The organism is Nocardia sp. NPDC055050 (genome assembly GCF_053608345.1).
The window spans coordinates 22,210-35,684 of record NZ_JBSGVG010000034.1; the positions used below are offsets into that span (position 1 = coordinate 22,210).

At 64.6% G+C, this 13,475-nt stretch carries 11 protein-coding genes and 1 tRNA gene; 1 reads left to right on the top strand and 11 read right to left on the bottom strand.

The features are described from left to right. Positions 1-14 precede the first annotated feature (14 nt). The 4 genes from rpoB to rplJ form a co-directional block, all read right to left on the bottom strand. Positions 15-3,515, bottom strand: coding sequence for a DNA-directed RNA polymerase subunit beta (gene rpoB, locus ACWGCN_RS27560; RefSeq protein WP_378990961.1), 3,501 nt, complete (start codon positions 3,513-3,515; stop codon positions 15-17). A gap of 643 nt (positions 3,516-4,158) precedes the next feature. After that, on the bottom strand, positions 4,159-5,238 hold the full coding sequence (locus ACWGCN_RS27565; RefSeq protein WP_378634266.1) for an ABC transporter ATP-binding protein: 1,080 nt from the start codon (positions 5,236-5,238) through the stop codon (positions 4,159-4,161). 231 nt (positions 5,239-5,469) lie between these two features. Continuing rightward, the gene (gene rplL / locus ACWGCN_RS27570; protein WP_194826830.1) at positions 5,470-5,853 is read right to left on the bottom strand and encodes a 50S ribosomal protein L7/L12; all 384 of its coding nucleotides are present in this window, start codon (positions 5,851-5,853) and stop codon (positions 5,470-5,472) included. Between the two features lie 62 nt (positions 5,854-5,915). Then, complete coding sequence (gene rplJ / locus ACWGCN_RS27575; RefSeq protein WP_062988862.1) at positions 5,916-6,479, bottom strand: 50S ribosomal protein L10; 564 nt, start codon at positions 6,477-6,479, stop codon at positions 5,916-5,918. 417 nt (positions 6,480-6,896) lie between these two features. Here rplJ and ACWGCN_RS27580 point away from each other — a divergent pair, with 417 nt between their 5' ends. Further along, a complete protein-coding gene (locus ACWGCN_RS27580; RefSeq protein WP_378990963.1) occupies positions 6,897-8,513 on the top strand; it encodes an MFS transporter in 1,617 nt (538 codons plus the stop codon). 40 nt (positions 8,514-8,553) lie between these two features. Here ACWGCN_RS27580 and ACWGCN_RS27585 read toward each other — a convergent pair whose 3' ends face one another. The 7 genes from ACWGCN_RS27585 to ACWGCN_RS27615 all read right to left on the bottom strand — a co-directional run bounded on the left by ACWGCN_RS27585 (position 8,554) and on the right by ACWGCN_RS27615 (position 13,328). Further along, the gene (locus tag ACWGCN_RS27585) at positions 8,554-9,093 is read right to left on the bottom strand and encodes an NADPH-dependent FMN reductase (protein ID WP_452459721.1); all 540 of its coding nucleotides are present in this window, start codon (positions 9,091-9,093) and stop codon (positions 8,554-8,556) included. Positions 9,094-9,207: 114 nt separating this feature from the next. After that, entirely contained in the window at positions 9,208-9,921 is a 714-nt protein-coding gene (rplA, locus tag ACWGCN_RS27590) for a 50S ribosomal protein L1 (RefSeq protein ID WP_301903705.1), read from the bottom strand. A 79-nt stretch (positions 9,922-10,000) separates the two neighbouring features. Beyond that, complete coding sequence (rplK, locus tag ACWGCN_RS27595) at positions 10,001-10,435, bottom strand: 50S ribosomal protein L11 (RefSeq protein ID WP_019049397.1); 435 nt, start codon at positions 10,433-10,435, stop codon at positions 10,001-10,003. A gap of 215 nt (positions 10,436-10,650) precedes the next feature. Beyond that, entirely contained in the window at positions 10,651-11,469 is an 819-nt protein-coding gene (gene nusG / locus ACWGCN_RS27600) for a transcription termination/antitermination protein NusG (RefSeq protein ID WP_452452959.1), read from the bottom strand. A 112-nt stretch (positions 11,470-11,581) separates the two neighbouring features. Continuing rightward, positions 11,582-11,962, bottom strand: coding sequence for a preprotein translocase subunit SecE (gene secE / locus ACWGCN_RS27605; RefSeq protein WP_378990968.1), 381 nt, complete (start codon positions 11,960-11,962; stop codon positions 11,582-11,584). A 31-nt stretch (positions 11,963-11,993) separates the two neighbouring features. Next, positions 11,994-12,066 (bottom strand) — tRNA-Trp (locus ACWGCN_RS27610). Between the two features lie 194 nt (positions 12,067-12,260). Continuing rightward, positions 12,261-13,328: a fused (3R)-hydroxyacyl-ACP dehydratase subunits HadA/HadB gene (locus ACWGCN_RS27615; protein WP_387445888.1), complete on the bottom strand. Its 1,068-nt coding sequence runs from the start codon at positions 13,326-13,328 to the stop codon at positions 12,261-12,263. Positions 13,329-13,475 lie beyond the last annotated feature (147 nt).

The following is a 13,475-nucleotide window of genomic DNA, read 5'->3' on the forward strand; positions in this document are numbered from 1 at the left end:
GCACCGCTTACCACCTAGTTCGCCAGATCGTCGATGGTGGCGGCTTCGTTCCTGGACAGGTTGATGCCCAGGTTCGCGGCCGCGCGCTCCAGATCCTCGTCTTCGCCGCCGCCCATCTCGATCGCGGCGCCGTCCGAAGACAGCACCTCGACGTTGAGGCACAGCGACTGGAGTTCCTTGAGGAGCACCTTGAACGACTCCGGGATGCCCGGCTCCGGAATGTTCTCGCCCTTGACGATGGCCTCGTAGACCTTCACGCGGCCGACCACGTCGTCGGACTTGATGGTCAGGAGTTCCTGCAGCGTGTACGCCGCGCCGTAGGCCTGCATGGCCCAGCACTCCATCTCACCGAATCGCTGACCACCGAACTGCGCCTTACCACCCAGCGGCTGCTGCGTGATCATCGAGTACGGGCCGGTCGAACGGGCGTGGATCTTGTCGTCGACCAGGTGGTGCAGCTTCAGGATGTACATGTAACCGACCGCGACCGGGTACGGGAACGGCTCACCCGAACGACCGTCGAACAGCGTCGACTTGCCGTCGGCGTTGACCATCCGCTCACCGTCACGGTTGGGCAGGGTCGAACCGAGCAGACCGGTCAGCTCGTCATCCTTGGCGCCGTCGAAGACGGGCGTGGCGATGTTCGAGTCGGCCGGCGCGGCCAGCATCTCCTCGGGCAGCGTCGCCGCCCAGTCGGGGCGGGTGCCGTCCGCGGCCACGTCGATATTCCAGCCGGCCTTACCGATCCACCCGAGATGGGTTTCCAGGATCTGGCCGATGTTCATACGACGGGGCACACCGTGGGTGTTCAGGATGATGTCGACCGGCGTGCCGTCGGGCATGAACGGCATGTCCTCGATGGGGAGGATCTTGCCGATGACGCCCTTGTTGCCGTGGCGACCGGCGAGCTTGTCACCGTCCTGGATCTTGCGCTTCTGGGCCACGTAGACGCGGACCAGCTCGTTCACACCGGGAGGCAGATCGTCGTCGTCTTCGCGCGAGAACACGCGAATGCCGATGACCTTGCCGGACTCACCGTGGGGCACCTTGAGCGAGGTGTCGCGCACTTCGCGAGCCTTCTCACCGAAGATGGCACGCAGCAGACGCTCTTCCGGGGTGAGCTCGGTCTCGCCCTTGGGCGTGACCTTGCCGACCAGGATGTCGCCGTCGCGGACCTCGGCACCGATGCGGATGATGCCGCGCTCGTCGAGGTCGGCGAGGACCTCGTCGGAGACGTTCGGGATGTCCCGGGTGATCTCCTCGGCACCGAGCTTGGTGTCGCGGGCATCGATCTCGTGCTCTTCGATGTGGATCGAGGTGAGAACGTCCTCTTCCACGAGGCGCTGCGACAGGATGATCGCGTCCTCGTAGTTGTGGCCTTCCCACGGCATGATCGCGACGAGCAAGTTCTTGCCCAGCGCCATCTCACCGTTCTCGGTGCAGGGGCCGTCCGCGAGGACCTGCCCCTTCTCCACCCGATCGCCCTCGTCCACGATCGGACGCTGGTTCGAGCAGGTGCCCTGGTTCGACCGGTTGAACTTGCGCATCCGGTAGGACTTGCGGCTGCCGTCGTCGGCCATCACGGTGACGTAATCGGCCGAGACCTCTTCGACAACGCCGGGCTTCTCGTTGACAACAACGTCGCCCGCGTCGACGGCTGCGCGCAGTTCCATGCCGGTGCCCACGATCGGGGACTCGGAACGGATCAGCGGCACGGCCTGACGCTGCATGTTCGCGCCCATCAGGGCACGGTTGGCATCGTCGTGCTCGAGGAACGGGATCATGGCCGTCGCGACCGACACCATCTGGCGCGGCGAGATGTCCATGAAGTCGACCTGAGCCGGCGTCACGAACTCGACCTCTTCGCCCGCACGGCGGACGAGGACCTTCTCCTCGAGGAAGCGACCTTCGGCGTCGACCGGGGAGTTGGCCTGCGCGCGAACGTAGCGGTCTTCCTCGTCGGCGGTCAGGTACTTGACCTCGTCGGTGACCTTGCCGTCGACAACCTTCTGGTACGGCGTCTCGATGAAGCCGAACGGGTTGACCCGCGCGTACACCGACAGCGAACCGATCAGGCCGATGTTCGGGCCTTCCGGGGTCTCGATCGGGCACATGCGGCCGTAGTGCGACGGGTGGACGTCACGAACTTCCAGACCGGCGCGCTCACGGGACAGACCACCCGGGCCCAGCGCCGACAGGCGGCGCTTGTGGGTCAGACCCGACAGCGGGTTGTTCTGGTCCATGAACTGCGACAGCTGCGAAGTTCCGAAGAACTCCTTGATCGCCGCGACGACCGGACGGATGTTGATCAGGGTCTGCGGCGTGATCGCCTCGACGTCCTGAGTCGTCATCCGCTCACGAACGACACGCTCCATGCGGGACAGGCCCACGCGGATCTGGTTCTGGATGAGCTCACCGACGGTGCGCAGACGACGGTTACCGAAGTGGTCGATGTCGTCGATCTCGACGGGGACCTCTTCACCGCCGGGGGCGGTCATCGTGCGGTCACCGGCGTGCAGACGCACCAGGTACTCGATGGTGTCGACGATGTCTTCCTTGGTGAGAACCGAGGAGGTCACCGGCTCGTGCACGTGGATGCCGAGCTTCTTGTTGATCTTGTAGCGACCGACGCGGGCCAGGTCGTAGCGCTTCTCCTTGAAGAACAGGTTCTCCAGCAGAGTCTGCGCGGACTCCTTGGTCGGCGGCTCGCCCGGACGCAGCTTGCGGTAGATGTCGAGCAGCGCCTCGTCCTGGCCGGGCGTGCTGTCCTTCTCCAGGGTGGACATCATGATCTCGGAGAAGCCGAAACGCTCGACGATCTCCTCGGTCGTCCAACCCAGCGCCTTGAGCAGCACGGTGACCGGCTGACGACGCTTGCGGTCGATACGGACACCGACGGTGTCGCGCTTGTCGACGTCGAACTCCAGCCACGCGCCGCGCGACGGGATCACGCGCACGCTGTGCAGGTCCTTCTCGGTGGTCTTGTCGATGTTGTGATCGAAGTAGACGCCCGGGGAACGGACCAGCTGGGAGACGACGACACGCTCGGTGCCGTTGATGATGAAGGTGCCCTTGTCGGTCATCATGGGGAAATCGCCCATGAACACCGTCTGGCTCTTGATCTCGCCGGTGTTGTTGTTGATGAACTCCGCGGTGACGAACAACGGCGCCGCGTAGGTCATGTCCTTCTCTTTGCACTCGTCGATGGAGGCCTTGACCTCTTCGAAGCGCGGATCAGAGAACGACAGGGACATGGATCCGGAGAAGTCCTCGATCGGCGAGAGCTCTTCGAGCACCTCTTCGAGGCCGCCTGCGAGACCGACGTCGCCGCGAGCGGCCGCCTTCTCACGCCAGTCGGGAGTACCGACCAACCAGGCGAACGAGTCCGTTTGTAGGTCGAGAAGTCCGGGCACCTCCAAGGGCTCTCGGATCTTCGCGAACGAAACCCTCAAAGGGGCTCCGGGGATACCAGCCTTGGTCTGGGTGGAGACTGCCAAGATGCGTCCTTCCAGCACCTCACGCGCGTCGCGTGGTGGTCCGCGACCGTCGCTTGTCTGCTACGAATTCCGCTGGTTACAGCCCGAACGAAACCAGAACAAGCAGCAGCGGAAGTAACACCGGAAGGGTGGAACTTTCGAGTGCGAATCAAGGTGTGGACAGGAGGCAGCCAGCGCAACGTCCAAACTTACACCCCTAGACAAGGGAGTGTCAACATACCATCCGTGTGACCGGACGCACGGGATAACGCGCCGAAGCCCTGGACGCTGGCCGCGTCGGGTTCTTCACCGCTGCGCGCCCTGCCGCCGACTCCCCCGAGACGACCGCTCACTTGGCGCTGAGCCCTCTATTCAACTGGCGCCGACCCCTGTCAGCTGGTGCTGGGCCGAATTCTCGCTGGCGTTGATGCCCCTCAACAGCTCACGCTGCTGTGAATAGGGTGACGGTTTGCGAGCCCCTCGTCAAGTGGCGCGCGAAGGTCTGTTCGCGATGCGAGATCGCCTGGCGCGCTGGGGATCCCCCACCCCGCGCCGCGGTCATTTTACTCGCGACACGCCGTGCGCGCCACCCCGGCGACGGCCGGTCAGCAGTTGTTTTCCGCCCTGTCACGCAGAAGAGCCCCGGCCGTAGGCCGGGGCTCATCCGAAGCGTAAAAGTCGCTCAGCCGTTGATCTGGCCGTGCGGAACGGTCTTGAACGTTTCGGTGGGCTGATCGTTGCCGCCGTAGGCAGCCATCACCTGAGTGTCATCGGAGGAATCCAGCGACTCGCGGATCGCCACCTGTGCCGCGTGCGGCAGGGTGTGGATGATCTCGCGCACGCGCGCCTGACGGCGGAACACGGCCTGGCGGGCGGGCATGCCGGGCTCGGCCTTCATCTGCGGGATGATGCCGTCGATCTCCTCGGCGCCACCGTGGTGGTGACCGGCGTCGACGAGCGCCTGCTCGCGCGCCATCTGCGCCTCGTCCTTCTCCTCCGACATACCGATCGGGCCGATCATGCGGCCGTTGAGGAACTGCTTGACCACCGGCTCCTCGCTGGTGAGCAGCACCTCACGGGGGCCGAACATCACCAGGTTGCGGCGGAAGAGCATGCCGATGTTGTCCGGCACGGTACGGGCCAGGTTGATGTTGTGCGTCACGATCAGGATCGTGGCGTCGATCTGCGCGTTGATGTTGAGCAGCAGCTGCGCCAGGTACGAGGTACGCACCGGGTCGAGGCCCGAGTCGGGCTCGTCGACGAGGATGATCTGCGGGTCGAGGACCAGCGCGCGGGCCAGACCGGCGCGCTTGCGCATACCACCGGAGATCTCGCCGGGCAGCTTGCCCTCGGCGCCGAGCAGACCGGTCAGCTCGAGCTTCTCCATGACCACGCGGCGGATCTCGGATTCCGACTTCTTCGTGTGCTCACGAAGCGGGAACGCGATGTTGTCGTACAAATTCATCGAGCCGAACAGCGCGCCGTCCTGGAAAAGGACGCCGAACAGTTTGCGGATCTCGTAGAGCTCCTTGTTGGAGCAGGTCATGATGTCGGTGCCATCGATGAAGATCGACCCGCGCTCGGGCCGCAGCAGACCGATGAGCGACTTCAGGAACACCGACTTACCCGTACCCGATGGGCCGAGCAATGCACTGACCTCACCCGAAGGGAGCGTGATCGACACGTCCTGCCAAATTCGCTGTGAACCGAAGGATTTTGTTACACCCTCGGTCCTGACCTCGACGCCCACTGCTACCTCCATTGATCCCTGCGAGCACCCCACCCGCGTTCCCGCGCGCTCACATCACGGCGGTGCGCTACGACTCTGTGGGTCCGGTCACTGTAACCCATCAGTGAGACGGGGCACACCCCTACATGACTGAAGAGTAACCTGGCGCGGCTACTACGACCCGGATCACTTTCGCATGTCCGGACAAATAGCAAACGGACGGCCCGGAAAGGACCGCCCGTTCACAACAGCACTGGTTCCGAATTACTTGACGGAAACCTTGGCGCCGGCCTCTTCGAGCTTCGCCTTGGCAGCCTCGGCGGCATCCTTGGCGACCTTCTCCAGGATCGGCTTCGGGGCGCCCTCGACCAGGTCCTTGGCTTCCTTCAGGCCCAGGCCCGAGACGATCTCACGGACCACCTTGATGACCTGGATCTTCTTGTCGCCGGCACCCTCGAGGATGACGTCGAACTCGTCCTGCTCTTCGGCAGCCTCGGCCGGAGCAGCGCCACCGGCGGCCGCGACGGCGACGGGGGCAGCGGCGGTGACGTCGAAGGTCTCTTCGAAGACCTTGACGAACTCAGCGAGCTCGAGCAGGGTCAGCTCCTTGAAGGCGCCGATCAGTTCTTCGGTGCTCAGCTTTGCCATGGTGGTTCCTTTCGTGGTGTACCTCGCAGCGCATACGCACCCCGAGGCGGGTAATAGATGTCTTATTCGGCGTCAGCCGCGGGTGCTTCTTCGGCAGCAGGAGCGCCTTCGGCACTCGTGCGCTTCTCGAGCAGCGCCTGGGCGAGCCGGGCGACCTGCGAAGCGGGAGCGGCGAACAGGGCGGCAGCCTGCGAAGGCTTGGCCTTGAACGCACCGGCCAGCTTGGCCAGCAGCACCTCGCGCGAATCGAGGTCAGCGATACGCTCGACCTCGGACACGGACAGCGCGCGGCCGTCCATGTATCCGCCCTTGATGACCAGGGACTTGTTGTCCTTGGCGAACTGCTTGAGCGCCTTGGCGGCATCGACCGGCTCACCCTGGATGAAGGTGATAGCGGTCGGGCCGACGAACAGCTCGTCGAGACCCGCCACACCGGCTTCGCCGGCAGCGATCTTGACCAGGGTGTTCTTGGCGACGGAGTACGTGGCGTCGGCGCCGAGCGCACGACGCAGCTCGGTGAGCTTGCCGACCGACAGGCCACGGTATTCCGTGACAACAGTGGCCGTGGAGTTCTTGAACTGCTCCGCGATCTCCGCGACAGCGGTGACCTTTTCAGGTTTCGCCATACTTCGCCTCCTCTCTGATGTCGGTTTCGTTGGTGCACTACCGAATCAGGGGCCGGCGACAAAACGAACGCCCCGGACGCAAGGCGTACCGGGGCGCAAAATATCTTCGGCCTCAGCTCTCCCTGCGTGGGTCGCCGGCAATGTCGCCGGACCTTCGATCGACACCGTGAAATTCGGCATCAACGACCAACGGTCTTCGGTAGAACGAATGGGTGTGGTCTTCGCCGGATGTATGCACATCCCGCATGACCGTTGACCACTGTACCTGCACCTCCCCCCATCTGCCAAAACGGGTATCCCCCGGTCCGATTCAGCCGGATCTGCTGTGATGCAGACCACTTCGGCAACACAATGTGGCAGTGATCCTACCGAGAAGATGTTACGCAGGGTGACAGTAATCTGGTTCACTACAATGCTATGGCAACCTCCATAGTCGCTCCATCAGTGCTGCTGGACCGGCGTTCGCAGCGGTTTCTCGCGCTCGCCGTCATCTGTCTGGCCGAATTGCTCGTGGTACTCGACAACACCATCGTCAACGTCGCTCTTCCCTCGATCGGCGTCCAGCTACGGACCGGAGTCTCCGGCCTGCAGTGGGTCGTCGACGCCTACACCCTCACCTTCGCCGGCCTGCTGCTGGCGGCGGGCAACCTCGGCGACCGCTACGGCCGCCGCCGGATCATGACCATCGGCCTCGTCGGCATCGCGGTGATGTCGGTCGGCGGCGCACTCGCCGAAACGATGACGCAGGTCATCGTCGCCAGAGCCGCGATGGGCGTTTTCGCCGCCGCGGTCTTCCCCGCCACCCTCGCCCTGATCATCAATATCTTCACCGACCGGCGCGAACGCGCGCTGGCCATCGCCGCGTGGACCGCGATGGCCGGGTTCGCAATCGCCATCGGCCCGATCTCCGGCGGCTGGCTGCTCGAACATTTCAGCTGGCATTCGGTGTTCTGGATCAACGTGCCGGTGGCGCTGGTCGCGCTGGTCGCGACGCTGATCTGGGTGCCCGAATCGCGCGCCGACCACATCGGCAAGCTCGATCTCGTCGGTATCGCGCTCTCGATCGCCGGGATCACGTTGCTGGTGTGGTCGATCATCGAAGCGCCGCACAATGGCTGGCTCTCGCTCACCACACTGTGCACCGCGGCGCTCGGCACCGTCCTGCTCGCCGCCTTCGTCACCTGGGAATTGCGCACTGCCGCACCGATTCTCGACATGCGGTTGTTCCGCAACCGCCGATTCTCGTTGCCCGCGCTGGCAATCGCCATCGGCTACTTCTCGATGTTCGGTTTCCTTTTCCTGATCACCCAGTATTTCCAGGGCGTGCGCGAATACACCCCGCTCGAATTCGGTATCGCCTCATTGCCGTTCGCCTTCTCGGTCGCCATCGGCGCACCGGTCGCGACGCTGCTGGCACAACGGGTCGGTACCACCGCGGTACTGGTGATCGGCCTGCTACTCATCGGCGCGGGCCTCTACCTCGGCGGACAGGTCACCGTCGACAGCAGCTACCTGATCGGCGTGCTGCCCTCGATGGTGTTGATGGCGCTGGGTCTGGGCATCGTGCAGGGACCGGCCACCGAATCGATCATGTCCTCGCTGCCGCTGAACGAGGCGGGGGCGGGTTCGGCGGTCAACGACACGACCCGCGAGATCGGCGGCACGCTCGGTGTCGCGGTGCTCGGCTCGATCGTGGCCTCGTACTACACCAGCCGGATCGGCGCACGCATCGACGCCATCCCGATGGGCATCATGAACGACAACGAGAAGAGCCTGGTCAAGGCCAGTCCACTGAGCGTGCTGGAACTGCGCAAACGTGAGCTCGCGCCGTTCTTCGAGACCCAACGCGAGAACCTGATCGTCGCCATGAAGGCCGCGACGCTCCAGGGCGCCCACGCCGCGTCCCTGGTCGCCACCGTCGCGGTGCTCGTCTGCGCGGTGATCGTGGCGATCTTCCTGCCCTGGCGGCCGCATGACGGAGAGTCCGTCCTGCTCGGCTGGCGCGAGACCGAGGACACCGAGGCGAAGAACTGACCGCACGCGCACCGGGCTGTCGCAGCCCGGTGCGCGCACGTCACACTCCGATTCGACGCAGATGAGCAGCCAGCTCGATCAGTGCGATCGACGCGTTCAGCGCAAACTCCCGCTCCGCGACCAGACCGTCCTCGTCGACCTCGGCGCCGAGCACCGGCACTCGCAGACACGCCCGCTCGACGACATCGGCGCCGACGTAACCGAGCACCGTGGACAGCGTGTCCAGCGCACCCTCGCCGCGGCCCGGTTGGGCCACCGACAACCAGGCCGTGGGCTTCTCGTACAGGTCCGCCGTACCGACGGTCCAGTCGAGCAGGTTCTTCAAGCTGCCGGGCAGCGTCCCCGCGTATTCGGGGGTGCAGATGAGCACCGCGTGCGCGGTGGCGAGCTCGGCGCGGAGGTCGACTACCGCGGGATAGTCGTCCGGATCCTCGCCGGGAACGAAAGCGGGCAGGTCACGCAGGCCGGTATAGAGGTCGGCGCGCATCCCGTCGAGCGCGAGCCCGGCCAGGGTGCGGAGGGCGGCGGTATTGGTAGATCCGGCTCTGGTGCTACCGGAGATCAGCAGAATCCTGGTCACACCTGTGCGCAACCGGGATGCCGGGGCGATTAGTCCCCCGAAAAACCACGAGGGTGGGAACGCTGTGCGTTCCCACCCTCGTGTTGCTCTCAGGAGCTAGCTGTCAGCCGAAGCTCACGCATCCTCGTCGAGGAGGTTGCGGGTACGGTTCGGGTCCACCGGGATGCCCGGTCCGGTGTTCGTCGAAACCGTGATCTTCTTGACGTAGCGACCCTTGGCGGTCGACGGCTTCACACGCAGGATCTCGTCCAGCGCGGCGCCGTAGTTCTCCACCAGCTTGGCGTCGTCGAAGGACGCCTTGCCGATGACGAAGTGCAGGTTGGCCTGCTTGTCGACGCGGAAGTTGATCTTGCCGCCCTTGATCTCGTTGACGGCCTTGGTCACATCGTTGGTGACGGTGCCCGTCTTCGGGTTCGGCATCAGACCACGCGGGCCGAGGACACGCGCGATGCGGCCGACCTTGGCCATCTGATCCGGGGTGGCGATCGCGGCGTCGAAGTCGAGCCAGCCGCCCTGGATCCGCTCGATCAGGTCCTCGGCGCCCACGGCGTCGGCGCCTGCGGCCTCGGCCTCGGAAGCCTTCTCGCCCGCGGCGAACACGATGACGCGAGCGGTCTTACCGGTGCCGTGCGGCAGGTTGACGGTGCCACGGACCATCTGGTCTGCCTTGCGGGGATCCACGCCGAGACGGACGGCGACCTCGACGGTCGCGTCGGTCTTGGTGGTCGCGGTCTCCTTCGCCAGGCGCGCGGCGGCCAGCGGGGAGTACAGGTTGTCGCGATCGACCTTCTCAGCAGCGGCGAGGTACGCCTTGCTTCGTTTTGCCATGATTTTCTGTCCTTAAAGTTTCGAGTTCAGATGTGGTTGTCGGGCCTGGCCGGCCCTCCCACATGAGAGCGAGATTCGCTCAGCCTTCGACGGTGATACCCATCGAACGCGCGGTACCGGCGATGATCTTCGCGGCCTGATCGAGATCAGTGGCGTTGAGATCCTCGGCCTTGGTCTTGGCGATCTCCCGGACCTGGTCCATGGTGACCTTCGCGACCTTGGTCTTGTGCGGCTCAGCGGAGCCCTTCTGCACACCGGCGGCCTTGAGCAGCAGACGAGCGGCAGGCGGGGTCTTCAGCTTGAAGTCGAACGTCCGGTCCTCGTACACCGAGATCTCGACCGGGATGACGTTGCCACGCTGCGACTCGGTCGCGGCGTTGTACGCCTTGCAGAACTCCATGATGTTGACGCCGTGCTGACCGAGCGCGGGGCCGACCGGCGGTGCCGGGTTGGCTGCGCCGGCCTGGATCTGCAGCTTGATGATCCCGGCGAGCTTCTTCTTCTTGGGGGGCATCTTTCTTCCTTGGCTTTCTGGGGTTCGGTTCCTTACGGTTGCCGTAAGCCTCGTATCCGCGCACGACTAGGCCCCGACAAGTACTGCGGGGAAGTCAGAACACGAACCATCACACTCTACCGGACCTGCCACACGACCCAGCAATCGGGTGGTGACCAGCACAAACACCAACGGCACCGCCGGTGAGCGGTGCCGTTGACGCGAGTGTGGAAATCCTAGATCTTGGAAACCTGGGTGAAGTTCAGCTCGACCGGGGTCTCGCGACCGAAGATCGACACCAGCACCTTGAGCTTCTGCTGCTCGGCATTGACCTCGGAGATCGAGGCGGGCAGCGTCGCGAACGGGCCGTCCATGACGGTGACCGACTCGCCGACCTCGAAGTCGACCTCGATGGTGGGCTTGCCCGAAGCCGCGCTACCGGTATCCGAACCACCGGCAGCGGCCGCGGCGGCCTTCTTCTGCGCCTGCGCACCGGCCGGAACCAGGAACTTCACGACCTCGTTGATGGTCAGCGGGGTCGGCTTGGCGCCGGGGCCACCGCCGGTCATACCGACGAAACCGGTGACGCCGGGGGTGTTGCGCACCGCGCCCCACGACTCGTTGTTCAGTTCCATCCGGACCAGGATGTAGCCCGGCAGCACCTTGCGGTTGACGTTCTTCTTCTGGCCGTTCTTGATCTCGGTGACCTCTTCGGTCGGCACCTCGACCTGGAAGATGTAGTCCTCGAGTCCGAGGTTCTGCACACGGGTCTCGAGGTTGGTCTTGACCTTGTTCTCGTAGCCCGCGTACGAGTGCACGACGTACCAGTCGCCGGGCACGCGGCGCAGCTTGGTCTTCATCGACTCGATCGGGTCGGCCTCGGGGTCGTCCTCGGTGGCGACTTCTTCGATCACGGCTTCGTCGACGACCTCGTCGGCAGCGGCTTCTTCGGCATCGGCGAGCTCGGCGGCCTCGACCTCGTCGGTGGCGGTTTCCGCCACGACAGCGTCGTCAACCGGGAACTCGTCGTTGGTGTCGTTCTCCGGGGTGCTCACTGAGGCACTCGCTTCCTGTGTCGTCACGTACATCCTCTGGGCCGGGTCGGGTGCGCGGAGGCACACTCCGCCGTTCCGACCCGCGATCGGCTACCGGCGTGGGTGTCGGCGATCAGCCGAACAGCCAGTCGACACCCTTGACGAACGCCACGTCGATCCCGGCGATGAACGCGACCATGAAGACCACGAACACCAGAACGACGGCCGTATAGGTGACCATCTGCTTCCGGTTGGGCCAGATCACCTTGCGCAGTTCCGCGATGACCTCTCGCAGGAACTTGAGCAGCCGCTTGAACGGGTTGCCCGTCTTTGCCTTACCGGCGGTCTTGTCTGCCTTGCGCGAGGCCGACGGCCGATCGAGCGTGGCCACCGATCCGTTGTCTGCCGGAGCATCCGACGCGCGCACACGACGAGCAGACCGCTTGCCACTCGGTCGAGTGGCAGCGGCGGTGTCCTCGCTGTCTTCGCCGCGAGTATCCCGCTCGTCGCTCACGTCGATCCTCTCTCGTCGCTGGCATTCAGGGCAGGGGCGACAGGACTTGAACCTGCAACCTGCGGTTTTGGAGACCGCTGCTCTGCCAATTGAGCTACGCCCCTTCGGTTGGACCAGCCTGAGCCGTAATGCCCAACCACATTCGATATTCGGTTGTCTCCAGTGTCACACAACACGCGCGCCGCTTCCATGAGGAGATAACCCCTCGGGAAGATCAGCGCGCAGCATCTCGTGACCCCAGAGACCCGACTATACGTCACCGCGCGCGGTTATCGCCAATCCGGGACACCCGACCAGGTCAGGACAGCTGAACGGTTGCCGTGGCGCGGCCGAAGATCTTTTTGCCCGCCGACTTCGCCGTGATGGCGACAACAGCGGTGCGGGTCTGCGGATCGACCGATTTCACCTTGCCGGTGTATTCGACCTCCGCCGGGACATCGGAACCGACGTAGACCGGGCTGGTGAAGCGGACGTTGTATTCCTTCACCGCGCCGGGATCGCCCAGCCACGAGGTGACGAAACCGCCGCCGAGCCCCATCGTGAGCATGCCGTGCGCCACCACGTTGTCCAGGCCGACCAGCTTCACGACCTCGTCGCTCCAGTGGATCGGGTTCGCGTCGCCGGACACGCCCGCGTAGTTGACGAGGTCGCCGCGGGTGAGTCGCGCCACGCGGGCGGGCAGTTCGTCGCCGACCGACACGCTGTCGAAGGACAGGGCGTGCACGCTGACCGTCGGCTCCGGCTGCTTGGTGACCGGGATGATCCCGACGGACAGCTCGGCCGGCGCGTGGTGGGCGGGCTCCTCCTCGCCGAGTCCGTGCATCAGCACGTTGCGGACCGCGTCCGACATCCGAGGATCGATGTCGCCGCCACTGCGGCCGATCAGGGTGGTGTAGGTGGTGAGCACCAGTTCGTCGTCCTGGGCGGTGACGATGTTCTTGGTGACGATGATGTCGCCACCGAAGGCCTGCCGGAAAGAATGCAGATACACATCACAGGTCAACTGGTCGCCGACCCGAATCGGGCGGTGGAATTCCAGGATCTGATCGGTCTGCATGATCTGGCTCAGGTCGTAGCCGGTCACGATCCGTTCGAACAGCTTGCGCTGGGCGAGGATGCCGACCAGGGAAATGAACGTGAGCGGGGCGAGCAGACCCTGGTGGCCGTACTCGCGCGCGATGTCTTCCTCCCAGTGCACCGGGTGGTAATCCTGCACCGCACGGGCGTATTCGCGCACCTTCTCGCGGCCGACCTCGTAGTAGTCGTCGACGCGGTAGTGGTGGCCGACCATCGATGCCGCATGGGCGGCGGGATCGAAGGTTTCGGCGGCTGCGGCAGGGACCGCTTCGTGAGTTCCGGTGTTCACTGTCACAACGTGGACCTTACTCACTCGTAAGACAGCACCGAAGTCGACCGGTGTAAAACGTGATGCGTCCGGGTACTGTATCGGCCCCGAACTTTCCATGAACTTCCCGGGAAAAGCACAAAGGCCGGACTCTCGTCCGGCCTTCGG

Coding starts and splice junctions, on each gene's coding strand:
- ACWGCN_RS27565 (WP_378634266.1), bottom strand. CDS start 5,238: ATGGAGGTAGCAGTGGGCGTCGAGGTCAGGACCGAGGGTGTAACAAAA.
- rplL (WP_194826830.1), bottom strand. CDS start 5,853: ATGGCAAAGCTGAGCACCGAAGAACTGATCGGCGCCTTCAAGGAGCTG.
- rplJ (WP_062988862.1), bottom strand. CDS start 6,479: ATGGCGAAACCTGAAAAGGTCACCGCTGTCGCGGAGATCGCGGAGCAG.
- ACWGCN_RS27580 (WP_378990963.1), top strand. CDS start 6,897: ATGGCAACCTCCATAGTCGCTCCATCAGTGCTGCTGGACCGGCGTTCG.
- rplA (WP_301903705.1), bottom strand. CDS start 9,921: ATGGCAAAACGAAGCAAGGCGTACCTCGCCGCTGCTGAGAAGGTCGAT.
- rplK (WP_019049397.1), bottom strand. CDS start 10,435: ATGCCCCCCAAGAAGAAGAAGCTCGCCGGGATCATCAAGCTGCAGATC.